Below are 22,926 nucleotides of genomic sequence, written 5' to 3' on the forward strand. Positions count from 1 at the left end.
ATAGATTGATACAGAAGATTGAACTAGATAATGGTGTGCGAATAATGGCAGAAACGATTCCTACCGTAAGATCCGTCTCAATTGGGGTATGGATTGGCACAGGTTCCCGTTTTGAAGATAAACATGAAAATGGGATTTCACACTTCTTGGAGCATATGTTCTTTAAAGGAACAAATACTCGTAGTGCAGCTGACATTGCAGAAGAATTTGATAAAATTGGTGGCCAAGTAAATGCGTTCACTTCAAAAGAGTACACTTGTTACTATGCAAAGGTACTAGATGAACACGCACCGATTGCGGTTGATGTATTATCAGACATGTTTTTTAACTCGAAGTTTGAAGCGGGAGAACTTATAAAAGAGAGAAATGTCGTTTTAGAAGAAATTAAAATGGTAGATGATACACCAGATGATATCGTGCACGATCTACTTAGTAAGGCAGCCTATAGTGATCATTCACTAGGTTATCCTATACTAGGAACGCAAGATACGTTGAAAACTTTTGATGAAGAAGCTTTGCGTTCTTATATGGATCGTTATTACACAGGCGATCATGTAGTTATTTCTGTCGCTGGTAATATTACAGAGGAATTAGTGGATTCGATTAAAGAAATTTTTTCGGCTGTCAAACCAACATCTTTTGAATATAAGGCATCTACGCCTATCTTCCATTCTGAACTGATTACAAGAAAAAAAGAGGCAGAGCAAGCTCATCTTTGCTTAGCATACCCAGGACTTCCAATTGGTCATGAAGATGTTTACTCTCTTATCTTGTTAAATAATTTACTTGGTGGAAGCATGAGTAGTCGTCTTTTCCAAGAAATAAGAGAAAAGAGAGGGCTTTGCTACTCAGTATTCTCCTACCATTCCTCTTATCAAGATAGTGGGATGTTAACCGTGTATGCAGGAACTGCACTAGAGCAATTAGATGAACTAGTTGTGGCCTTAAATCAAACAACGACTACTCTTAGAGAGCAAGGGATGAGTGAGAAGGAACTGCATAACGGCAAAGAGCAATTAAAAGGTAGCTTGATGTTAAGTTTAGAAAGCACAAACTCAAGAATGAGTAGAAATGGTAAGAATGAATTGATGTTAAAACGTCATCGTACACTTGATGATATTATAAATGAAATTAATAAAGTGAGCCTAGAAGATGTTAATCGTCTTGCAGATACTATTCTCTCAACCGATCCAGCTATTTCATTAATTAGCTCAACTGGCGAAGTACCATCTTCACTTAAATCTTAACCGGACAAAGATCAGCCACTACAAGGCTGGTCTTTTTGGGCTTCCTCAGTCATATACTACTCGTATAATCACAATAGAGCGGAGGGAGAACATGCGTTTAAGTGAAATTAGCAATAAAGAAATCATTGATTATCAAAAAGGGGAACGAATGGGGATTTTAGGTCAAACAGATCTATTAATTAATGAAGAAACCGGTGAAATAGAAGCTTTTATTATTCCTACAATGAAGTGGTTTGGTTTTGGGAAAAAAGAAAAGGAAGTAACCGTACATTGGAATCAGGTAAAAAAAATCGGTCAGGATATGATCATTATCGATATGGGTTACTACGACTGAAGAACACATTGCTTGGGCAATGTGTTTTTTTTGTTTAGTTTACGTTCAATAATTACAAAAAGAGGCCGAGGTTCATTCACTTATTAATAGGTTTTTACATATGCTATCGTGAATCGAAACAGATATTGTTACTCCCTCCAAAGCAACCACGGCTACGTTTGGGGGCGAAAGCTACTTTAGGAAAGGGGTAGGGACGCTGATGTTAACAGGAAAAGCGATAGTCGTCATCGGGGGTGACGCAAGACAGCTTGAAATTATCAGGAAATTATCAACACTTGATGCAAAGCTATCATTAGTAGGCTTTGAACAATTAGATGATGGCTATATTGGTGCTTCAAAACAAGCCATGGATGAAGTCAAATGGAGTTCAGTCGATGCGATCTTACTCCCCGTTAGCGGAATGAACGCTGATGGTGAAATAGAAACAATCTTCTCAAATGAGAAAATCATATTAACCCATGATATAGTTCGTCAAACACCAGAACATTGTACGATCTATTCTGGAATAACCAACGAAACCCTAAATGATTGTGTAAAAAAAGCAAAGCGAAAGTTAGTGCAGTTGATGGGTAGAGATGATATCGCAATTTATAATTCGATTCCAACTGCTGAAGGGGCTATTATGATGGCCATTCAACATACGGATATTACCATTCATAGTGCTAAAATAGCTGTTTTAGGTCTAGGTCGCGTTGGTATGTCTGTAGCTAGGACATTTGATGCATTAGGAGCAGATGTATCGGTAGGGGCCAATGAGTCTCATCAATTAGCGAGAATTACAGAGATGGGTTTAAAGCCATTTCATACAGATAAGTTAATCGATGAAGTATCGACAATTGATATATGTATTAACACTGTTCCAGATCTCATTATTACAGCAAAAGTATTAGCAGAAATGCCGCTTCATGCTCTCATTATTGACTTAGCATCAAAACCCGGTGGAACGGATTTTAGATATGCAGAGAAAAGGGGAATGAAAGCTTTGCTAGCACCAGGTTTACCTGGAATCGTTGCCCCGAAAACAGCAGGTAGAATCTTAGCAAATGTGTTAGCTGATCTTTTGCAAGCGGACTAAGAACCCCTGTGGTGGCATCATCACTATTTTATTTATTAAGTGCTTTATTATAAGGAGGATTATTATGTCTTTAGAAGGGAAACACATTGGGTTTGGTTTAACGGGGTCTCACTGCACATATGATGCCGTTCTACCAGAGATGAAGAAGCTAGTCGATTTAGGCGCGAAAGTCACGCCATTTGTCACATATACGGTAGAGTCAACGGATACTAAATTTGGTGAGAGTGAGGGTTGGTTAGCTAAGATTAAAGAAATCACTTCAGAGCCAATTGTGAACTCGATTGTAAAAGCAGAACCCTTTGGCCCGAAAACGCCCCTCGATTGTATGGTAGTGGCGCCGATTACAGGAAATTCAACGAGTAAATTTGCTAATGCCCTAACGGACTCTCCCGTCTTAATGGGGGCAAAAGCAACCTTAAGAAATGGTAACCCAGTCGTACTTGGAATCTCTACAAATGATGCACTGGGATTGAATGGGGTCAATATTATGAGGTTAATGGCTACTAAAAACATTTACTTTATTCCATTCGGTCAAGATGATCCTGTTAAAAAGCCAAACTCGTTAGTGGCTAGAATGGAAGCATTAGTGGATACAGTAGAGTCTGCCATAGCTGGCATCCAATATCAGCCTGTACTCGTAGAAAAATTCAAAGATTAGCGGTTAGACGAAGTTGCACAAATGCTTCTTTTCCCTTAAAGTTTAATAGAGGAAATTGACGAAAAGTTGAATTTATTGTGCTATAATCAGTTCAATTGCGTCAAGATACGTCTATCTATTAAACTTATGAACGCAGGAAGGGGAACAACAAAAATGACAACAACATCAACATCAACCTATCATGTAGCTGTTGTAGGAGCAACAGGTGCAGTCGGACAACAAATGCTAAAAACATTAGAGGAACGCAATTTCCCAATCGGGAAATTAACCTTGCTTTCATCCAAGCGTTCAGCTGGTAAAGAAATTACCTTTAAAGGTGAAACGTATATCGTTCAAGAGGCAACTCCAGAATCATTTGAAGGAGTTCAAATTGCTCTATTTAGTGCAGGAGGTTCTGTATCAAAAGCATTAGCACCAGAAGCGGTAAAACGAGGTGCCATTGTTGTTGATAATACTAGTGCTTTTAGAATGGACCCCGATGTTCCACTTGTAGTACCAGAAGTTAATGAAGAAGATCTACGTAATCATAATGGGATTATCGCGAACCCAAATTGCTCCACCATTCAAATGGTCGTAGCTCTTGAGCCAATGCGTAAGCAGTACGGATTATCAAAAGTAGTTGTTTCTACTTATCAAGCTGTATCTGGTGCTGGTCTTGAAGCAATTGAAGAAATGAAAGATCAAACAAAATCTATTTTAAACGGAGAAGACTTCACTCCTGAGATTCTTCCAGTAGGTGGAGACAAAAAGCATTACCAAATTGCATTTAATGCTGTTCCGCAAATTGACTTATTCCAAGAAAATGGATATACATTTGAAGAAATGAAAATGATTAATGAGACTAAGAAAATTATGCATATGGATACACTCGAAGTAGCTGCTACTTGCGTACGACTACCGATCGAAACAGGTCACTCTGAATCAGTCTATATCGAAACAGAAAAATCTGGCGCTACAGTGGATGAAGTGAAAGCATTACTACAAGAAGCTCCCGGGGTTACTTTACAAGACGATCCCACCGAGCAGCTTTATCCAATGGCAGCTAATTGTGTAGGAAAAGAAGATGTCTTTGTCGGACGAATTCGTCGCGATCTTGATCGTGAAAATGGATACCATATGTGGATCGTGTCAGATAATCTTCTAAAAGGTGCTGCATGGAATTCTGTCCAAATTGCTGAAAGTCTTGTTAAATTACAACTTTTATCGTAGAAGAGTAGGTGTCTTATGAAGATTATAGTTCAAAAATTCGGCGGGACATCTGTCAGGGATGAAGAAGTCCGTAAAAAAGCGGCCCAACATGTATTAAAATCTGTCCAAGATGGTTACAAGGTGATCGTTGTTGTATCTGCAATGGGACGTAGTGGTGAACCATATGCTACAGACACACTTCTTCAATTAGTGGATCACAACCATATTTCAAAAAGAGAACAAGATCTTCTTGTCTCATGTGGTGAAATCATCTCTTCAGTCGTATTTACTGAATTGTTAAATGAACTTGGAGCAAGTGCTCAAGCCTTAACAGGTGGGCAAGCAGGCTTTAGAACGAATGATGACTTTACGAGTGCTAAAATTCTAGAAATGCGCTCAGATCACTTGAAGAAACTGCTAGAGCAGCAAGATATCTTGGTCGTTGCCGGTTTCCAAGGGCAATCAAAAACAGGGGAAATGACCACTCTAGGACGTGGTGGAAGTGATACTTCCGCCACTGCTCTTGGAGCAGCTGTTGGTGCAGAATGGGTCGATATTTTTACGGATGTAGAAGGTGTTATGACTGCTGATCCGCGGATTGTATCCGATGCGCGTGCTCTTGATACCATGACTTATAATGAAATCTGTAATATGGCTTATCAAGGGGCTAAAGTCATTCATCCACGTGCAGTTGAAATTGCGATGCAAGCAAAAATTCCGATCCATATTCGTTCAACTCACTCAACGAGTAGAGGGACTCTTGTAACGTCTATGCTTTCTGAAAAAGCGGCCCAAGATGTTCAAGATCGTACGATTACGGGGATTGCTCACTTGTCTAATATTACGCAAATTAAAGTTTTGGCTAAAGACGGGCAATTTGACTTGCAAGAGAAAGTGTTTAAAGCAATGGCAAATGAAAAAATCAGTGTCGATTTCATCAACATTAACCCTAGAGGCGTCGTCTATACGGTTTCAGATGAAGTGGCAGATCGTGCGATTGCCATTTTAAGAGAAATGAGCTATGAACCTGAGGTACAGCGTCATTGTGCGAAGGTTTCAGCTGTTGGAGCAGGTATGAGTGGTGTACCAGGGGTAACAGCGAAAATTGTAGGTGCATTATCACGTGAAAACATTCAAATTCTGCAATCTGCCGACTCTCATACAACGATTTGGATTCTTGTTAAAGAAGAGGATATGAAAAAAGCTGTGAATGCACTCCATTACATGTTTCATCTAGAAGAAGCAGGGAATAAGCAACTGTAATGAGTCAGCTAGAATTGCTTTTGTAAGGAGTTGGGAGACATGGATTTTGGCCATGTATGGACGGCTATGGTTACTCCATTCGATTCTGTGGGAAATGTTGATTTCGATAAAACTAAAAAACTGATCGATTATTTGATCGATCATGGCACAGAAACGTTGGTTATAGCGGGTACAACCGGAGAGTCCCCTACATTATCTGAAGAAGAAAAAGTAGCTTTATTTCAATTTGCTGTAAAGTATGTGAATAAAAGAGCGTCAGTTGTAGCTGGAACGGGCACGAATAATACTGCATCATCCATTCAACTGACAAAAAAGGCACAATTGGCTGGTGTAGATGGTGTCATGCTTGTCACACCATATTATAATAAGCCTTCGCAACGTGGCTTATATGAGCATTTCAGCACAATCGCTGCAGCCACTAATTTACCTGTGATGCTATATAATGTACCTGGTAGAACCTCTGTACATCTTGGAGCAGATACAATTATAGAGTTAGCAAAAATCAAAAATATTACAGCTGTAAAGGAAGCAAGTGGCGACCTTGAACAGATGGCTTCGATTATAGAGAATACAGCAGATGACTTTTTTGTTTATAGTGGTGATGATTCCCTTACATTGCCTGCTCTATCGATTGGAGCAGATGGAGTCGTATCCGTTGTTTCACATGTAGCTGGTCGCGAGATGCAAAAGATGATTCAGGCTTTTATTGCCGGTAATGTGGAGAGTGCTGCCCAAATACACCGATCCCTACTTCCAGTGATGAGAGCGATGTTTCATGCGCCAAATCCTACTTGTGTGAAATATGCATTGCAAGTAATTGGAATAGATGTTGGTGGCATCAGACTACCGCTTGTTCCTTTAACGAAAGATGAGCAAAAGTTTGTATTTTCCACCATACAAGAGTCTAACCTATAAAGGTTAGGCTTTTTCTTTGTTTTTGTTTCATGATAATGGAAGTTGAGGAAGTTCAGTCTTGTGTTTCATTTCAAGAATAAGGTATACTAATTGCAAGTGATTCGTACGGGTTGTGAAGAGCAACAACGGAAATGTTGCTTTTTTCTTTATTCGGAACCAACTTTGCCAAAGGAAGCGAACGGTTCAAAGCGTAGAGTAGTACTGAAGTAAAGTGAAGAAGACGAATGATTTATTATAGTAATAGCGTATTAGAAAATGATTTTTTCCACCGTATATACAAGTGGAAAAATCCTTTTTCTTTTCATACAACGTTTAATTTATATTTAGGAGGAACGCCAAGTGTCAAAGCAACAGACAGAGAAAGTACGTGTTTTTGCCTTAGGTGGAGTCGGAGAAATCGGCAAAAATATGTACGGAATAGAAGTAGACGACGATATTATTGTTGTCGATGCAGGTTTAATGTTTCCAGATGATGATATGTTGGGAGTTGATATTGTTATTCCTGATGTGTCGTATTTATTGGAGCAAAAAGATCGTGTGAGAGGTATCATTTTAACACATGGTCATGAAGATCATATCGGCGGGTTAAGTTATGTATTAAAAAAATTGAATGTTCCAGTCTATGGGACAAAATTAACCCTTGGTTTGGTTGAAGAAAAATTAAAAGAAGCGGGTATCATCCGCCAAACAACACTGAAGCTGATTGATTCAAATTCACGTATTAAGGTTGGTTCAACAGATGTATCATTCTTCCGCGTGAATCACAGTATTCCAGATTCTATTGGAGTCTGTGTTGAAACTTCTCAAGGTGCAATCGTACATACAGGTGATTTCAAATTTGATCAAACACCAGTCGATGGGAAGCAAGCTGATATCGGCAAGATGGCTGCAATAGGCTCAAAAGGAGTTCTTTGCTTGTTATCTGATAGTACAAATGCGGAACGTCCTGGAACAACGAAATCAGAAACAGAGGTTGGTCAAGGAATCGCAGACGTATTTGAACATACTGAGGGGCGCATCATTGTTACCACTTTCGCATCAAATGTTCATCGTGTTCAACAAGTTATCCATGCAGCTGTTAAGGCCAATCGTAAGCTAGCGGTCGTTGGAAAAAGCATGGTTCGAGTGATTACGATTGCATCAAAACTAGGCTATTTAAAAATGCCAGATAATCTTTTAATCGATATTGATGAAGTTGGCAAATACAAGGATCATCAACTTGCGATTGTGACAACTGGGTCTCAAGGCGAACCGATGAGTGCATTAACACGAATGGCAAAAGGAGCGCATCGTCAAATTACGATTACTGAGCAAGATACAGTGATTATTGCAGCTTCAGCTATTCCGGGGAACGAAAAGTCTGTATCAGCTATTATCGACAAGCTTCATCGTATTGGTGCGGATGTTGTTTACGGACAATCAAAAGTTCACGCTTCAGGCCATGGTAGTCAAGAAGAATTAAAATTAATGCTGAACCTAATGAAACCAAAATTCTTTGTCCCGATTCATGGTGAATTCAGAATGCAACATGCTCACCGTTCTTTAGCGATTGAAGTAGGAGTAAAAGAAGAACATATCTACTTAGTAGATAAAGGTGAAGTCGTTGAATTTACAAAAGGACAAGCGAGAAGAGGCGGAAAAGTTCCTTCTGGTAATGTCTTAATCGATGGTTTAGGAGTAGGTGACGTTGGTAACATCGTATTAAGAGATCGTCGTCTCCTATCAAAAGACGGGATTCTTGTTGTGGTCGTAACTTTAAACAAGAAGACTGGAGAAATTGTCTCGGGTCCAAATATCATTTCGCGAGGGTTTGTGTATGTTCGTGAATCTGAGAAATTACTTGATGATTCAAACGAATTGGTTAGCACGATTCTTAAGAAATGTGTAACGGAAAATGTCAATGAGTGGTCATCGTTAAAAAGTAATGTTCGTGAAGGTTTAAGTCGTTTCTTATTCGAACAAACAAAACGTCGTCCAATGATCCTTCCAATTATTATGGAAGTATAGAAACAACGAAAAGACATGCTAATGCGGCATGTCTTTTTATTTGTCAGTAGAATGATTTATCACTTTGTCGTTCATACTATTTGTACAGAACAATGAAGGAGGGCACAAGAGATGTCGATGGAATACTATCATCAAGAACAACAAGATCAACCACAAGCCCCGCAATCACCTCAGAAGGAACAAAAAGGATCAGGGATTCTAGAGAAAATACAAGAGTTAGGGCAAACCAATGTACCTGATATGGAAACCTCGAATATTCATTGCATGACGATTATTGGGCAAATTGAAGGTCATATGCAACTGCCGCCTCAAAATAAAACGACAAAGTATGAGCACATCATTCCGCAACTCGTAGCAGTCGAACAAAACCCTAAAATTGAAGGGTTGCTATTAATTTTAAATACAGTTGGGGGCGATGTGGAAGCAGGACTTGCCATTTCTGAGATGGTAGCTTCTATGTCTAAGCCAAGTGTAACGCTTGTATTAGGAGGAGGACATTCGATTGGGGTACCAATTGCTGTAGCCGCTAATTATTCTTTTATTGCCAAGACGGCTACGATGACGATTCACCCTGTAAGGCTGACAGGTCTTGTTATCGGTGTACCGCAAACATTTGAGTACTTAGATAAGATGCAAGAGCGCGTGATTAGTTTTGTGACTCAACAATCAGGAATTTCAGAAGAGAAATTTAAAGAGCTAATGCTTTCTAAAGGGAATTTAACAAGGGATATTGGAACGAATGTAGTGGGTACGGATGCAGTAGAGTATGGTTTAATCGACGAAGTAGGCGGGATCGGGCAAGCGTTAAAGAAATTAAATACACTTATCGATGCAAATAAGCCTGTAAAAGATGAGGGGGACATGGTGCAATGATTTTATACACAATGATGCCTCATGATCAAATCTTTCCGCAAGATGAATCTGTGTATGCGACCCAGCAAGTCGTCAATTGTGCCGATGGCCAACTCATAGTCGAACAAGTAAATGCAAGTCAATATAAAATTGTTCGATTAATGAGCAGCAATCCGATGAGCTATTTAAATCCCGGCTATTCTCCAGGCACGATTATTCAAGCAAAACCTCAATTTTAGCTATGTAGACCGATCCGTTATTATGCTATAATTAATTTAATCCAAGCATGGTCGAAGCAGCCAATTTTGGCTGCTTCTTCACTATGTGTGTTCGTTTTGAAAAAAACGATTAAGCAGGTTGTAGTAAAATGAGGTGAAATTGATGGCAAGACGTAAAAAGAAAAAAAAGACCGAGTGGAAATCACAGCTTACATTTGAATTGATTGGACTCGGATTATTAGTGATTGCCGTCGTTACTTTGGCAAGATTAGGGACAGTTGGGGAGACATTTGTTAGACTGTTTCGATTTTTCTTAGGCCAATGGTTTGTGATTTTAGCGGGCGGATTATTAGTCGTTGCTCTTTATATTATGATTAAACGTAAGCGACCAGCTTTTTGGTCGAGAAGGATGGCAGGTTTTTATGTGATTGTCCTCTCACTAACGCTATTTAGTCATGTTGGCTTGTTCCATCATTTAAATAACCGTGAAGGGTTTCAAGACCAATCGGTTATTCGTAACACATGGAACTTATTTTGGATGGAGATGAGAGGAGAGGTCCCTCCTACAGACCTAGGCGGAGGAATGATTGGCTCAATCGCTTTTGCTATAAGTCATTTTCTCTTTGCAGAAGCAGGTACATATTTTTTATGTTTCATTTTGTTTGTCGTCGGGATGATTTTACTAACAGGCCGTTCACTCTCAGAATTAGTAGGACGTTTATTCAAAAGAGTGTACGTTTTTGCGGCAGATACAATCCTATCATTTTTTGATGAGTTGAAAACGATGAAAGAAAAGACGAAACAAAAAATGACGGATGAAAAAGAGGCATATGAAGAACGGAAAAAACAACGTAAAAAACTACATGGGGATGAGCCTGAAGAGGTTGTGACAGAACAAGAAGAAATAGAGCCTGAGATCGTTGACTTTACACAAAAGGCCTATCAACAGCCGTTACAAGATACCACTAGCCAAACGAAGGCTACACCTGAAAAAGGAAAAGACCAAAAGACGAGTGAAAAAGACGACGAGGAGCAAGCGGAAGATACCGTTCCAGTTTCACTCATTACAGCTGATGAAGCGAATGAGTCATACAAGCTTCCTGCTCTGGATATGTTAAAGCTCCCTAATAATACCGGTCAATACAATGAAAAAAGACAACTTACTTCTAATGCGAGAAAGCTCGAACAAACGCTTGAGAGCTTTGGGGTAAAAGCAAGAGTTTCTAAAGTTCACCTAGGGCCTGCTGTGACGAAGTATGAAGTGAACCCGAGTGTGGGCGTGAAAGTGAGTAAAATTGTTAATCTAGCAGATGACCTCGCCCTAGCACTAGCGGCAAAGGATATTCGCATGGAAGCTCCCATTCCTGGTAAATCAGCGATTGGAATTGAGGTGCCAAATCAAGAGGTGGCGATCGTAACGTTGAGAGAAGTTCTTGATTCTGAACGCTCCAAAAAGGATGACCATGTATTGGCGGTTGGATTAGGAAGAGATATTTCAGGTGAACCAGTGCTTGCTCCATTAAATAAAATGCCACATTTACTTGTTGCGGGTGCAACCGGTAGTGGGAAGAGTGTTTGTATTAATGGTATTATTACAAGTATACTCATGAAAGCGAAGCCTCATGAAGTGAAGTTAATGATGATTGACCCAAAAATGGTTGAGCTTAATATGTACAATGGGATACCACATCTTTTAACTCCTGTAGTGACTGAAGCTAAAAAGGCATCACAAGCACTAAAAAAAGTCGTTGCTGAGATGGAACGACGCTATGATTTGTTTTCTCATACGGGCACAAGAAATATTGAAGGTTATAATGAACTTATTCATAAACAAAATAAAACAGAAGAAGCGAAACAACCAACATTACCCTATATTGTTGTGATTGTTGATGAATTAGCTGATTTGATGATGGTAGCTTCAGGTGATGTAGAAGACTCAATTGCCCGACTTGCTCAAATGGCTCGTGCTGCTGGTATTCATATGATAATTGCGACTCAAAGACCTTCTGTTGATGTAATTACAGGTGTAATAAAAGCAAATATCCCTTCTCGAATTGCCTTCGGAGTTTCATCTCAAACAGACTCGAGGACGATTTTAGACTCTGGTGGGGCCGAGAAGCTGCTTGGCAGGGGGGACATGTTGTACTTGCCTATGGGTGCAAACAAACCAACAAGAATTCAAGGTGCTTTTTTATCCGATAATGAGGTAGAAGAGATTGTGGACTTTGTTATTTCACAACAGAAAGCTCAGTATCAAGAAGAAATGACACCAACAGAGGCTCCTGAAGTAAAAGATAAGGTCAATGATGATTTGTATGACGATGCTGTTCAATTAGTAACTGAAATGGAAACTGCATCAGTATCCATGTTGCAACGACGGTTTCGTATCGGTTACACACGCGCAGCAAGGTTAATTGATGAAATGGAAGTAAGGGGGATTGTTGGTCCTTACGAAGGTAGTAAACCGCGTGAAGTTCTCGTTTCAAAAAAAGAAAATGAAGATATAGATGCTACATCGTAAAGTGGAGAGAGAGAATAAGAACTAAAGGAGTGGAGACTTTGATTAAAGCAGATCATCGTCCGTTGTATTTACAAGTAATTGATCGTATTAAAGAGGATATCGAGAATCAAGTGTATGAAGAAGGAGAAAAACTGCCTTCTGAATTTGAATTATCGAAGCAGCTTGGAGTAAGTAGAGCTACATTACGCGAAGCGCTACGTTTATTAGAGGAAGAGGGAGTCGTTGTAAGGCGTCATGGCGTCGGGACATTTGTTCACACGAAACCTTTGTTCTCAGCAGGAATTGAGGAATTGTATAGTGTAACGGACATGATCAAACAAGCCAATATGGAGCCAGGGACGATCTTTTTATCTTCAGCTGTACGCGAAGCAACAGATGAAGATCGTCGTCGCTTTAATCTAGAGGATCTAAAAGAAGTCATGGCGATTGAACGAGTCAGAACAGCTGATCAGGTTCCAGTTGTCTATTGTTTAGATAAGGTCCCGAATCAATTGTTAGAGAATCACTCCATACACGAGACAAAGTCGATCTTCAATTATTTAGAAGAAATTGGACATTCGATCTCTTATGCAGTCACATATATTGAGCCAATCGGCTTTCATGAGCGTGTCTCTGAAACGTTAGAATGTGATCCTGAAACATCTCTTCTATTGTTAAAGCAGATTCACTATGATCAAAGTGAACAGCCTCTCCTCTATTCTTTGAACTATTTTAGAGCGGATAAATTTAAGTTCCACGTAGTAAGAAAGCGCGTTAAGGCATAAACTATGCATGAATGGTAAAAAGGAGATGATTTTATGCAACTTACGGAACAAACAAAAGAGTTCAAAGGACTAACGATCCATACTATTAAAACGGATCGTTATAAAACCAATACATTAATGTTAATGATAAAAGCTCCATTAGAGCGTGAAACGGTGGCAATGCGAGCATTGTTGCCTCATGTGTTGCAAAATGGAACAGCTAAATCTCCTTCTAGAAAAGATGTTCGCGGGCGACTTGATGAATTATACGGTGCAATGTTAGCTTCTGATGTTCAAAAAAAGGGAGAGCAGCATATTATAACGATTCGTTTAGATGTTGCGAATGAGAAGTTCTTAACGGACCAAACACCACTATTTGAAGAGGGTCTCAAATTATTATCAGAAGTACTATTAGACCCCGTGGTTGAAGGAGAAGCCTTTAAATCATCCATTATTGAAAGTGAAAAACGATCATTAATACAACGGATTCAATCTGTGTATGATGACAAAATGAGGTATGCAAACGTTCGAATCACAGAAGAAATGTGTAAGGATGAACCATTCGGTCTTACGGCATACGGTACGGTTGAACAAGTGGAAGCGATTACACCTGAATCTTTATTTAGTTATTACAATCAATTACTTAAAAATGATCGAATTGACTTTTATGTGGTTGGGGATATGGAAGAGTCAGAGGCGATTGGGAAAATCGAGAACTATTTTACATTCTCTAACCGAACACCTGTTGATCAAGTTCCTGCAAGTTCAGAAAGCCCGAAAGTTAAACAAGAGAACATCGTGACTGATGAGCAAGATGTTAAACAAGGAAAATTGCATATTGGTTTCCGTACTTACACAACGTTTGCAGATGATGATTATGTAGCCATGCAAGTATGTAATGGCCTGTTCGGAGGATTCTCCCATTCAAAACTTTTCATCAATGTGCGCGAAAAAGAAAGTTTGGCTTATTATGCAGCGTCTAGATATGAAAGTCATAAAGGGATTTTAATGGTAATGAGCGGGATCGAATTTGCAAAGTATGACCGTGCCGTCACGATTATTAAAGAACAGTTAGACGCGATGCGCGATGGTGATTTTACAGATGCTGAGCTAGATCAAACGAAAGCAATGTTGAAAAACCAAGTGCTCGAGACATCGGATGTAGCGAGAGGGTATGTAGAACTTTCTTACCATCAAATTGTAAGCGGGCATAAGCGTTCTTTAGAAGATTTACTTAATGAAATTGATCAAGTTACTAAGGAAGATGTCATTCAAGCCTCTAAAAAAGTGGAACTTGATACGATTTATTTCTTAAAAGGGGAGGAGTCGAAATGAAGCCAGTAACGTTTAATCAACTAAACGAAACGTTGTATCATGAAACGTTAGAAAATGGGCTTGATGTCTATATTCTTCCTAAAGAAGGGTTTAACAAAACGTTTGCTACGTTTACAACGAAATATGGCTCAATCGATAATAAGTTTACACCGCTTGGCAGTAACGAGCCTATTCATGTGCCAGATGGAATTGCTCATTTCCTTGAGCATAAAATGTTTGAAGATGAGAATGGCGATGTGTTTCAAGATTTCAGTAAACAAGGTGCATCTGCAAATGCTTTTACGAGCTTCACCAGAACAGCATATTTATTTTCAAGCACATCGAATGTTGAGAAAAACCTTGATACATTGTTAAATTTTGTTCAACACCCTTATTTCACTGAAGAAAGTGTTGAGAAGGAAAAAGGGATCATTGGACAGGAGATCACGATGTACGATGATAATCCAGACTGGAGAGCTTATTTTGGTGTCATTGAAAATATGTTTGTTAATCATCCTGTAAAGCTTGATATTGCAGGTACGATTGACTCTATTTCAAAGGTTACAAAAGATTTATTGTACACTTGTTATGAGACATTCTATCACCCCAATAATATGCTTCTGTTCGTCATTGGACCGGTTGATGCTGAGGAAATTATGAAACAAGTGAAAGAGAATCAAGCTCAAAAATCGTTTCCAAAGCCAGAGACGATCAATCGTTTCTTTGACGATGAACCAAGTGAAGTGGCCACTGAACGAAACGTGATAAAAATGCCAGTCCAGACACCGAAGTGTTTAGTAGGGTTTAAAGAGTCTAACCCAACAAGACAAGGTGAAGAGTTATTAAAGCACGAATTATCGATAAACATCTTGCTTGATCTCATGTTTGGTCAAAGCTCTGCTAATTATCAAAACTTACATGAACAAGGCTTGATTGATGATTCATTTTCGTTTGATTACTCTGCAGAAGAAGGATTTGGATTTACGATCTTAGGTGGGGACACCAAAAAGCCAGATGAATTAGCTGAGGCAATCAAAGAAATGATTACTGACTTCAAAAAATCATCACTTGATGAAAAAATAGTGAATCGCGCAGTCAAAAAGAAAATCGGCTCATTCCTCCGTTCACTAAATTCACCAGAATACATTGCAAATCAGTTTACCAGATATCAGTTTAATGAGATGAATTTATTCGATGTCGTACCTACATTAGAAGCCATAAATTCAGACCAGTTAAAAGATGTCTTAGAAGAACATTTTGATTTCAAACGCTTTACTGTATGTCAGGTGAAAGCGGAAGATGCGGGGAAGTAAGATGAAAAACATTTTGATTACTGGAGCGTCACGCGGGATCGGAGCAGCGATTGCAAAAGAGCTAGCTGCACCCGGGTGCGCTCTCTTTTTGCATTATTATCAAAGTAAGGAATCGATCATGGAAGTAAGCAGAGAATGCGAACAACGAGGGGCTCTTGTCCATATCATTCAAGCGGACTTGAGTCAGGGAACTGGAGCTAAAACGCTTCTTGATGCGCTCTATGCTCAAATTGATATCGTCATACATAATGGTGGGCTAAGCAGTAGTGAACTTTTTACCGAATTGACTAATGAAGCACTAGAGGAATTAATCAATATCCATTTGCTTAACCCGATGAAGATTACACGCAAATTATTGCCACATATGATTAGAGAGAAAAGAGGCAAAATCATCGCTATCTCATCAATATGGGGGCTTACTGGAGCTGCTTGTGAAGTAGGTTATTCAGCAGCAAAGGGTGGGTTGAACAGCTTCATAAAAAGTTTAGCGAAGGAAGTAGCGATGAGTAATATCCAGGTAAATGGGGTTGCACCTGGCGCCATTTCAACAGATATGCTTAGCGATTATTCAAATGAGGATATTCAATCATTAGAAATGGACATTCCAGCCGGTACACTTGGTCAACCACAAGATATTGCAGATGCTGTTGCGTTTCTTTGCTCAGATAAATCGAATTACATTAATGGACAAATATTATCGGTGAATGGTGCTTGGTATTGTTAAAAGGGATGCATAAAAAGGAACCTCTTTTGAGAAAATAATCATGTAGTACATTTTCTTTAAGGAGGGGCTAATATGTCTGTACTTGATAATTGGAACCAGTGGAAAGACTTTTTAGGTGATCGTCTGGATCAAGCTCAACATGAGGGTATGAACGAGAATGTTGTTTCAGATGTTGCCTATCAAGTGGGCGAATACTTGGCACAACAAGTTGAACCTAAAAATGAGCAAGAGCGTGTTTTAGCTGAAATGTGGAAAGTCGCTGATGAAGCTGAACAGCATGCGATTGCAAATATGATGGTTAAATTAGTTCGAAACGAAGGATAACAAAGAAAAACGTCGCAAACGCTGCGACGTTTTTTTTCTATGTTGGGAAAATAATTTATGATAAAGGTATAGGAAGGGTATCAAGTCTATAGTAAAATATGTGTTCCTCCTTCTTTTTGTTTATTTCACGATTTAAACGGACAAAGCTCTTTCAATTACAAGTAAAATCCATTATCATTAAGAAGTAGTGAAATATAGATGAATTTGTCAAATTGTACAAGTGTTAATGAGTTACCTAGATGCTTCTTATTCCATGATAGAAAGGTGACGTTATAACAAATGAAAGAATGGTACTTAGAATATCAAATTCATAATAATAGACCAGGTTTACTTGGAGATATTTCATCATTACTTGGGATGTTAAAGATTAATATTGTCACAATTAATGGTGTGGATGATATGCGTCGCGGTATGCTTATTCGAAGTGCTAGTGATGATCAAGTGGCCAGGTTTCATGCCATTTTACATACCATTGACAGCATTACAGTTCGTAAATTTCGTGAGCCACATTTAAGAGATCGTTTAGCCATTCGTCATGGACGTTATATTGAGCGAGATGCAGATGATCGCAAAACGTTTCGTTTTATTCGTACTGAACTAGGTTTACTTGTAGACTTTATGGCTGAATTATTTAAACGTGACGGTCATTATTTAGTGGGTATCAGAGGAATGCCGCGAGTGGGTAAAACAGAATCGATTGTTGCTGCAAGTGTATGTGCCAACAAGCGTTGGTCGTTTATTTCTTCTACCTTGCTCCGTCAAACAGTGAGGAACCAATTAGCTGATGACGAGTTAAGTGAGGATCATATTTTTATTATTGATGGAATTGTATCAACGATGCGTTCAACTGAGCGCCATCGCACGCTAGTAAGAGATATTATGAGACTTTCGGCTGTGAAAGTGGTTGAACATCCTGATATTTTTGTCCGTGAAACGGAATATGAGCTTGAAGATTTTGATTGTATTATTGAACTTCGAAACAATGAGAAAGAGAAGATTTCTTATGAGATGATGGAATCGGGTTTTTCTTCATTTGATATTAGTTAAAGTTGTAGGTAGGTGTTTAGAGTGTCAGAATTAGGTCAATTTTTAAGGGAAACACGAGAACAAAAGGGACTGTCTCTTGAAGATCTCCAACGTACTACAAAGATTCAAAAACGGTATTTACTTGCAATTGAAGAAGGGCGCTTTGATACGTTACCTGGCCTTTTTTATGCTAGAGCATTTGTAAAAACTTATGCTGAGGCAGTGGGTTTAGACCCTGAGCCATTGTTTGAGCAATACAGGAGTGAGTTGCCCAACCCTCAGAAGGAAGCGATTGATTTACCTTCTAGGTCAGAGCGGTCGAAGTCTGCCGTCCGTCCAACGAAAAAGTCTTCATCTAAAACACCGGCATTTCTGCCTGCTGTTATAGCGCTAGCATTTTTAGTAGTGTTAGCATTAGGTATATGGCTGGTCACCACTAATATTGGTGGTGAGAGAGATGCTGCTATGGCTCCTGACCCAGAGGAGAATGTAGATGCTGATTTTTCAGACCAGGCAACAGAACCAGAAGAACCTGAGGCAGATGTAGAGCCTGATACGGAAGAAGAACCAGTTGAAGAAGAGCCAGCAGTTGAAGAAGAGGAAGAAGAAGAAGAAGAAACGGCTTCTAGCGAGTTAAACGTAGTCGATAGCAGTGGGAATACGACGTTTTACGAATTAGAAGGAGATCGCTTTGATGTGGTCATTCAGTTTAGTGGAAGTTCATATGTTGATGTGAAAGATGCAGAGGGTTCATTTATCTATAGTGGTACACCTGCAGATGGAGATGAATTAACGTATCAATTTGATGGAGAAGAAGAAGTCGAGTTTAACTTCGGTGCTTCTCAAAACGTAACCTTAATCATTAATGATGAGGAAGTAGAATTTGAGTTAGATGCCATCCATCAGAAAGTTAATGTTGTCAATAATTCTAATGAATAAAGGAAGAGAGTAGCGTTTTCTGCTACTCTTTTTTTGTTTGGCACAAGAGGTCCTACATGTTTCTCAAATCAGTCCATAATATGGTACAATATGAGGTAGCCTTTAGAAAAGAGATAGGGAATGGAGTGACACGCATATGGCAAAAGAGCATTCATTTGATATTGTTTCAGATATTGATGGGCAAGAGGTCGATAATGCAATTGTCCAAGCAATGAAGGAGATCGGAAATCGTTATGATTTTAAAGGGTCTAAAAGCTCGATTGAAAGAACAGACGCCGATCACATTACGATTATTTCTGATGATGAATACAAGTTAGAAAGTGTTATTGATATTCTACAATCTAAATTCATTAAGCGTGGTCTTTCTCAAAAAGCAATGGATTATGGGAAAATTGAACGTGCCCATGGCGGTACTGTGCGCCAAGTCGTCACATTAGTAAAAGGGTTAAGTGCTGATCGCGCAAAAAAAATCACGAAACTTATTCGAGATGAGAAGCTAAAAGTGAAAGCACAAATTCAAAATGAGCAAGTGCGCGTGACGGCAAAGAGTATAGATGACCTGCAGCATGTCATTCAGGTAATGAAACAGCAGGATTTCGACTTCCCTGTTCAATTTGTCAACATGAGATAAATACATAGCATACTGATGAAAGAAGGGACGTTTGGTGAATTTACCTAATAAAATTACAATTTCAAGAATCTGTTTAATACCGATTTTTATGATCTTCTTATTAGCCCCCTTACCTTTTGGAGAATGGGTATGGCTTGGGGTAACGATCCCGGTTGCTCATTTTATTGCCGCGCTTCTATTTATTTTTGCAGCAGCGACTGATTGGTTAGATGGGTACTATGCACGTAAATTAAATCTTGTGACGAACTTCGGGAAATTTCTGGACCCACTTGCAGACAAATTACTGATTACAGCCGCTTTGATCGGTCTTGTAGAGCTAGGGCTCTTGCCTGCTTGGATGGCGATCATCATTATTAGTAGAGAGTTTGCGGTAACAGGTATTAGACTTGTGGCTGCAGCTGACGGTCATGTGATCGCTGCCAGTAATTTAGGGAAATGGAAAACCGTTTGGCAAATCATCGGGATCTCTGCATTGATGCTTTACAACCTTCCTTTCGAAGCGTTATCAATCCCTTTTGACATGATATCAATTTGGATTGCTACAATTTTAACTTTATTATCAGGAATTGATTATTTTATGAAAAATCGTCATGTGATTTTAAAGTCAAAGTAAGGGGGAAGGACCATGAGAGCCGAGATTATTGCAGTAGGATCAGAACTTTTACTTGGCCAAATCGTCAATACAAATGCACAATTCTTATCGGTTGAGCTGGCTACTCATGGTATTGACGTTCATTACCAAGTAGTTGTCGGGGATAATACAAGGCGTTTAAGTGAAGTCGTTACAACGGCTGCTAATCGTTCAGATTTAGTCATTCTAACTGGCGGTCTTGGACCAACGAAAGATGACTTAACGAAAGAAACAGTTGCTGATTTTTGTAATAAAAAGCTTGTATATGATGAAGATGCGTTGACATCTATTATCGCATTTTTTGAAAAGCGTAAGATCACAATGACTGAAAATAACAAGAAACAAGCACTTGTCATTGAAGGAAGTCGCGTGCTTCCTAATCATTACGGCATGGCACCTGGTATGGTGGTTGAAGCTGATACGTGTCAATTCGTCTTACTGCCAGGTCCACCTAAAGAGATGGAGCCAATGGTCGTAGAGCAACTGAGACCTCTCTTACAAAAAGGTAATGTGAAAAACGAATCGATTACATCAAGAGTACTTCGTTTTTTCGGCATTGGGGAATCAAAGCTTGAAGTCATGATTGATGATTTGTTAAGGGCGCAGTCAAATCCAACCATCGCCCCTTTGGCAAGTGAAGGGGAGGTTACCTTAAGACTCACGGTAAAACACCATGACTCATATGTAGCAAATCAACTACTAGATGAGACCGAAGCGGCTATTCAAGCACGTGTAGGAGAATTCTTTTATGGTTATGGTGAATCGTCGCTAATGAATGTCTTAATCTCTGAGTTAAAAGAGCAAAAGCTTACGATCTCTTCTGCTGAAAGCTTAACAGGAGGTCTTTTTGCAAGTGAAATAACCTCTATTGCTGGTGTTTCTGATATCTTTGTTGGCAGTATTATCTCTTATGCTACAAAGGTGAAGGAAAATAGCTTAGATGTGTCGAAAGAATTAATTGATAGCCACGGCGTAGTTAGCGAACCGTGTGCCGAACAAATGGTAAAAGCAATCAAACAGAAGCTTCATTCAGATATTGGTATAAGTTTTACAGGAGTCGCTGGACCTAGTTCCCAAGATAACATCTCACCGGGGGTTGTCTTTATCGGCATTTGCCTCCCGGATAACAAATGCACCGTTTATCAAATAAACGTTGGTGGGAATAGGGAAGCGGTTCGTCATCGCGCGATTAAATATGGATGTTTTTATTTGTTGAACGAATTGAAAAGGTGGAATTTAGCATAATGACGTATTTTAGTGATTTTCAAATTTCAGAACCAATTAAACGAGCAATTAAAGATATGGGGTTTGAAGAACCATCCCCGATCCAAGAAAAAGCTATTCCAGTCATCCTAGAAGGTGGCGATGTCATCGGTCAAGCCCAAACAGGTACTGGTAAAACAGCAGCTTTTGGTATTCCAGTTATTGATAAAGTAACCGAAGAGCGTTATGTTCAAGCGTTAATTTTGACGCCTACAAGAGAACTTGCGATTCAAGTATCTGGTGAGCTTCAAAAGTTGTCAGCCCATAAACGAATTAGAACGATTCCAATTTATGGTGGACAATCGATTGGGCATCAAATTAAGTCATTAAAGCAAGGGGTCCAAGTTGTGATTGGTACGCCTGGACGAATTCTTGATCATATTAGAAGAAAAACGTTAAACTTGAATAAGGTGCATACGATTGTATTAGATGAAGCAGACGAAATGCTAGATATGGGTTTTGTCGATGACATTGAGTCGATTTTGCGTGAAGTAAAAGGTGCTAGACAGACTCTATTATTTTCAGCAACGATGCCACCGGCTATTAAAAAGCTTTCTCGTCGCTACATGACTACACCTAAAATTGTGACCATTAATAAAGGGGAAGTGACGGCTCCTTTGATCAATCAACTTTATTACAAGGTCCTTGAACGTAATAAAATCGATTCATTATGCCGTATTATCGATAGTGAAGAAGTGGAGTTAGGTATTCTATTTTGCAGAACGAAAAAAGGTGTTGCAGAACTAACCGAAGCCTTGCAAGCTAGAGGGTATTTAGCTGATGGCTTACATGGTGATCTTACTCAATCTCAGCGTGATACTGTGATGAAGAAATTTAGAGATTCATCGATTGAATTTTTAATCGCGACAGATGTTGCAGCTCGTGGGATTGATGTTGAAAATGTCACACATGTTATTAACTATGATATCCCTCAAGACCCTGAAAGTTATGTTCACAGAATTGGTCGAACAGGACGTGCAGGTCGTAAAGGGTTAGCTCTCACACTAGTAACTCCTCGCGAAATGAAGCATTTGAGATCGATAGAAAACGAGATTAAGATGACCATTCCGTCTCAAAACGTTCCTACGATTGAAGAGGTGGTAGAAAAGCAACAAAGCTCGTGGCGTAAGTTGATTAATGACACGATTGAAACAGGTGGAAAGGACTTTGAACTGTTTAGCCCGCTTGTAAAAGAAGTGCTTGCTGATCATAAGCCTGAGGAAGTTGTGGCAGCTCTACTTAAAATGAATTTCTCGACTGATTCTACAACGGATGAAGCCGGATATAACTTCGGTGAAACAGGTGGAGCCAAAGGGATGGTTCGATTCTTCATTAATGTTGGGCGCAATGTAAACATGAGCCCTAAAATTTTGACCGAAGAAATTTCTGAGCTAGTTGGTATTCCTGGAAAAGCAGTCGGCCGGATTGATATTTTTGAAAACTTCACCTTTGTGGAAGTCCCAGAAGAAGTAGCACCTTTTGTTTACGAGGCTCTACGTTATTCAAGAATTAACGGTGCTCGTGTTAATCTTGAGCCAGCAAAGCCACGACCAAAGCGTGAAAACCGTGTACCACGCCCAACCAAAACGCATTCTTCATAATAAATGCCTCGATACTAGCCCTAATCACTGGGCTAGTATTCTTCTAAAAGAACCCCTCCCCATTAACTTACTATTCAAAAACCGAATAAATGTTCGTAAAAACTATTGGCAAATGACTCAAAAGAAGGTATGATGAATA

General features: G+C 39.3%; 22 protein-coding genes. All 22 read left to right on the top strand.

All coding sequences use genetic code 11. The annotated features are described in order from the left end of the window. Positions 1 to 5: 5 nt before the first annotated feature. The 22 genes from RYX56_RS14015 (at position 6) to RYX56_RS14120 (ending at position 22,787) form a co-directional block, all read left to right on the top strand. Positions 6 to 1,247: a M16 family metallopeptidase gene (locus tag RYX56_RS14015; RefSeq protein WP_439108494.1), complete on the top strand. Its 1,242-nt coding sequence runs from the start codon at positions 6 to 8 to the stop codon at positions 1,245 to 1,247. 91 nt (positions 1,248 to 1,338) lie between these two features. Beyond that, the gene (locus tag RYX56_RS14020; protein WP_317122659.1) at positions 1,339 to 1,581 is read left to right on the top strand and encodes a YlmC/YmxH family sporulation protein; all 243 of its coding nucleotides are present in this window, start codon (positions 1,339 to 1,341) and stop codon (positions 1,579 to 1,581) included. Positions 1,582 to 1,780: 199 nt separating this feature from the next. Next, positions 1,781 to 2,656, top strand: a complete 876-nt coding sequence (gene dpaA, locus RYX56_RS14025; RefSeq protein ID WP_317122660.1) for a dipicolinic acid synthetase subunit A — start codon at positions 1,781 to 1,783, stop codon at positions 2,654 to 2,656. Between the two features lie 64 nt (positions 2,657 to 2,720). Further along, on the top strand, positions 2,721 to 3,314 hold the full coding sequence (locus RYX56_RS14030) for a dipicolinate synthase subunit B (protein WP_317122661.1): 594 nt from the start codon (positions 2,721 to 2,723) through the stop codon (positions 3,312 to 3,314). Between the two features lie 153 nt (positions 3,315 to 3,467). Beyond that, positions 3,468 to 4,523, top strand: a complete 1,056-nt coding sequence (gene asd / locus RYX56_RS14035) for an aspartate-semialdehyde dehydrogenase (RefSeq protein ID WP_317122662.1) — start codon at positions 3,468 to 3,470, stop codon at positions 4,521 to 4,523. Between the two features lie 15 nt (positions 4,524 to 4,538). Further along, positions 4,539 to 5,765, top strand: a complete 1,227-nt coding sequence (gene dapG, locus RYX56_RS14040; RefSeq protein WP_317122663.1) for an aspartate kinase — start codon at positions 4,539 to 4,541, stop codon at positions 5,763 to 5,765. 39 nt (positions 5,766 to 5,804) lie between these two features. Beyond that, positions 5,805 to 6,680: a 4-hydroxy-tetrahydrodipicolinate synthase gene (dapA, locus tag RYX56_RS14045; protein WP_317122664.1), complete on the top strand. Its 876-nt coding sequence runs from the start codon at positions 5,805 to 5,807 to the stop codon at positions 6,678 to 6,680. A 339-nt stretch (positions 6,681 to 7,019) separates the two neighbouring features. Further along, the gene (locus RYX56_RS14050) at positions 7,020 to 8,687 is read left to right on the top strand and encodes a ribonuclease J (RefSeq protein WP_317122665.1); all 1,668 of its coding nucleotides are present in this window, start codon (positions 7,020 to 7,022) and stop codon (positions 8,685 to 8,687) included. Positions 8,688 to 8,804: 117 nt separating this feature from the next. After that, positions 8,805 to 9,560 carry a ClpP family protease gene (locus RYX56_RS14055; RefSeq protein WP_317122846.1) on the top strand — a complete coding sequence of 252 codons (756 nt, stop codon included), beginning with the start codon at positions 8,805 to 8,807 and terminating at the stop codon, positions 9,558 to 9,560. Beyond that, positions 9,557 to 9,778 (top strand): YlzJ-like family protein, encoded by a 222-nt coding sequence (locus RYX56_RS14060; protein WP_317122666.1) that lies wholly within the window; start codon positions 9,557 to 9,559, stop codon positions 9,776 to 9,778. Before RYX56_RS14055 ends, RYX56_RS14060 begins: the two co-directional genes overlap by 4 nt. 142 nt (positions 9,779 to 9,920) lie before the next feature. Beyond that, positions 9,921 to 12,278, top strand: a complete 2,358-nt coding sequence (locus RYX56_RS14065; protein WP_317122667.1) for an FtsK/SpoIIIE family DNA translocase — start codon at positions 9,921 to 9,923, stop codon at positions 12,276 to 12,278. Positions 12,279 to 12,316: 38 nt separating this feature from the next. After that, the gene (locus RYX56_RS14070) at positions 12,317 to 13,042 is read left to right on the top strand and encodes a GntR family transcriptional regulator (protein ID WP_317122668.1); all 726 of its coding nucleotides are present in this window, start codon (positions 12,317 to 12,319) and stop codon (positions 13,040 to 13,042) included. A gap of 33 nt (positions 13,043 to 13,075) precedes the next feature. Next, the gene (yfmF, locus tag RYX56_RS14075; protein WP_317122669.1) at positions 13,076 to 14,356 is read left to right on the top strand and encodes an EF-P 5-aminopentanol modification-associated protein YfmF; all 1,281 of its coding nucleotides are present in this window, start codon (positions 13,076 to 13,078) and stop codon (positions 14,354 to 14,356) included. After that, positions 14,353 to 15,648: an EF-P 5-aminopentanol modification-associated protein YfmH gene (gene yfmH, locus RYX56_RS14080; RefSeq protein WP_317122670.1), complete on the top strand. Its 1,296-nt coding sequence runs from the start codon at positions 14,353 to 14,355 to the stop codon at positions 15,646 to 15,648. Before yfmF ends, yfmH begins: the two co-directional genes overlap by 4 nt. 1 nt (position 15,649) lies before the next feature. After that, positions 15,650 to 16,372, top strand: coding sequence for an elongation factor P 5-aminopentanone reductase (gene ymfI / locus RYX56_RS14085; protein WP_317122671.1), 723 nt, complete (start codon positions 15,650 to 15,652; stop codon positions 16,370 to 16,372). Positions 16,373 to 16,444: 72 nt separating this feature from the next. Further along, a complete protein-coding gene (locus tag RYX56_RS14090; protein ID WP_317122672.1) occupies positions 16,445 to 16,696 on the top strand; it encodes a DUF3243 domain-containing protein in 252 nt (83 codons plus the stop codon). Positions 16,697 to 16,975: 279 nt separating this feature from the next. Further along, positions 16,976 to 17,743 (top strand): DUF3388 domain-containing protein, encoded by a 768-nt coding sequence (locus tag RYX56_RS14095; protein WP_317122673.1) that lies wholly within the window; start codon positions 16,976 to 16,978, stop codon positions 17,741 to 17,743. A gap of 21 nt (positions 17,744 to 17,764) precedes the next feature. After that, positions 17,765 to 18,661 (top strand): helix-turn-helix domain-containing protein, encoded by an 897-nt coding sequence (locus tag RYX56_RS14100; RefSeq protein WP_317122674.1) that lies wholly within the window; start codon positions 17,765 to 17,767, stop codon positions 18,659 to 18,661. A 136-nt stretch (positions 18,662 to 18,797) separates the two neighbouring features. Continuing rightward, on the top strand, positions 18,798 to 19,292 hold the full coding sequence (locus RYX56_RS14105) for a YajQ family cyclic di-GMP-binding protein (protein ID WP_317122675.1): 495 nt from the start codon (positions 18,798 to 18,800) through the stop codon (positions 19,290 to 19,292). A 34-nt stretch (positions 19,293 to 19,326) separates the two neighbouring features. Continuing rightward, on the top strand, positions 19,327 to 19,905 hold the full coding sequence (gene pgsA, locus RYX56_RS14110) for a CDP-diacylglycerol--glycerol-3-phosphate 3-phosphatidyltransferase (protein WP_317122676.1): 579 nt from the start codon (positions 19,327 to 19,329) through the stop codon (positions 19,903 to 19,905). Positions 19,906 to 19,917: 12 nt separating this feature from the next. Then, on the top strand, positions 19,918 to 21,168 hold the full coding sequence (locus tag RYX56_RS14115; protein ID WP_317122677.1) for a competence/damage-inducible protein A: 1,251 nt from the start codon (positions 19,918 to 19,920) through the stop codon (positions 21,166 to 21,168). Then, positions 21,168 to 22,787, top strand: coding sequence for a DEAD/DEAH box helicase (locus RYX56_RS14120; protein ID WP_317122678.1), 1,620 nt, complete (start codon positions 21,168 to 21,170; stop codon positions 22,785 to 22,787). The genes RYX56_RS14115 and RYX56_RS14120 overlap by 1 nt, the downstream gene beginning before the upstream one ends. The last annotated feature ends 139 nt before the right edge of the window (positions 22,788 to 22,926 follow it).

This window comes from Alkalihalophilus lindianensis, assembly GCF_032843265.1.
Classification (GTDB): domain Bacteria; phylum Bacillota; class Bacilli; order Bacillales; family Bacillaceae_D; genus Alkalihalophilus; species Alkalihalophilus lindianensis.

What these genes read in the sequence shown, in the direction of transcription:
- RYX56_RS14020 (WP_317122659.1), top strand. Translation starts at nt 1,339, where the DNA reads ATGCGTTTAAGTGAAATTAGCAATAAAGAAATCATTGATTATCAAAAA.
- dpaA (WP_317122660.1), top strand. Translation starts at nt 1,781, where the DNA reads ATGTTAACAGGAAAAGCGATAGTCGTCATCGGGGGTGACGCAAGACAG.
- RYX56_RS14030 (WP_317122661.1), top strand. Translation starts at nt 2,721, where the DNA reads ATGTCTTTAGAAGGGAAACACATTGGGTTTGGTTTAACGGGGTCTCAC.
- asd (WP_317122662.1), top strand. Translation starts at nt 3,468, where the DNA reads ATGACAACAACATCAACATCAACCTATCATGTAGCTGTTGTAGGAGCA.
- dapG (WP_317122663.1), top strand. Translation starts at nt 4,539, where the DNA reads ATGAAGATTATAGTTCAAAAATTCGGCGGGACATCTGTCAGGGATGAA.
- dapA (WP_317122664.1), top strand. Translation starts at nt 5,805, where the DNA reads ATGGATTTTGGCCATGTATGGACGGCTATGGTTACTCCATTCGATTCT.
- RYX56_RS14055 (WP_317122846.1), top strand. Translation starts at nt 8,805, where the DNA reads ATGGAATACTATCATCAAGAACAACAAGATCAACCACAAGCCCCGCAA.
- RYX56_RS14060 (WP_317122666.1), top strand. Translation starts at nt 9,557, where the DNA reads ATGATTTTATACACAATGATGCCTCATGATCAAATCTTTCCGCAAGAT.
- RYX56_RS14065 (WP_317122667.1), top strand. Translation starts at nt 9,921, where the DNA reads ATGGCAAGACGTAAAAAGAAAAAAAAGACCGAGTGGAAATCACAGCTT.
- yfmF (WP_317122669.1), top strand. Translation starts at nt 13,076, where the DNA reads ATGCAACTTACGGAACAAACAAAAGAGTTCAAAGGACTAACGATCCAT.
- yfmH (WP_317122670.1), top strand. Translation starts at nt 14,353, where the DNA reads ATGAAGCCAGTAACGTTTAATCAACTAAACGAAACGTTGTATCATGAA.
- ymfI (WP_317122671.1), top strand. Translation starts at nt 15,650, where the DNA reads ATGAAAAACATTTTGATTACTGGAGCGTCACGCGGGATCGGAGCAGCG.
- RYX56_RS14090 (WP_317122672.1), top strand. Translation starts at nt 16,445, where the DNA reads ATGTCTGTACTTGATAATTGGAACCAGTGGAAAGACTTTTTAGGTGAT.
- RYX56_RS14095 (WP_317122673.1), top strand. Translation starts at nt 16,976, where the DNA reads ATGAAAGAATGGTACTTAGAATATCAAATTCATAATAATAGACCAGGT.
- RYX56_RS14105 (WP_317122675.1), top strand. Translation starts at nt 18,798, where the DNA reads ATGGCAAAAGAGCATTCATTTGATATTGTTTCAGATATTGATGGGCAA.
- RYX56_RS14115 (WP_317122677.1), top strand. Translation starts at nt 19,918, where the DNA reads ATGAGAGCCGAGATTATTGCAGTAGGATCAGAACTTTTACTTGGCCAA.
- RYX56_RS14120 (WP_317122678.1), top strand. Translation starts at nt 21,168, where the DNA reads ATGACGTATTTTAGTGATTTTCAAATTTCAGAACCAATTAAACGAGCA.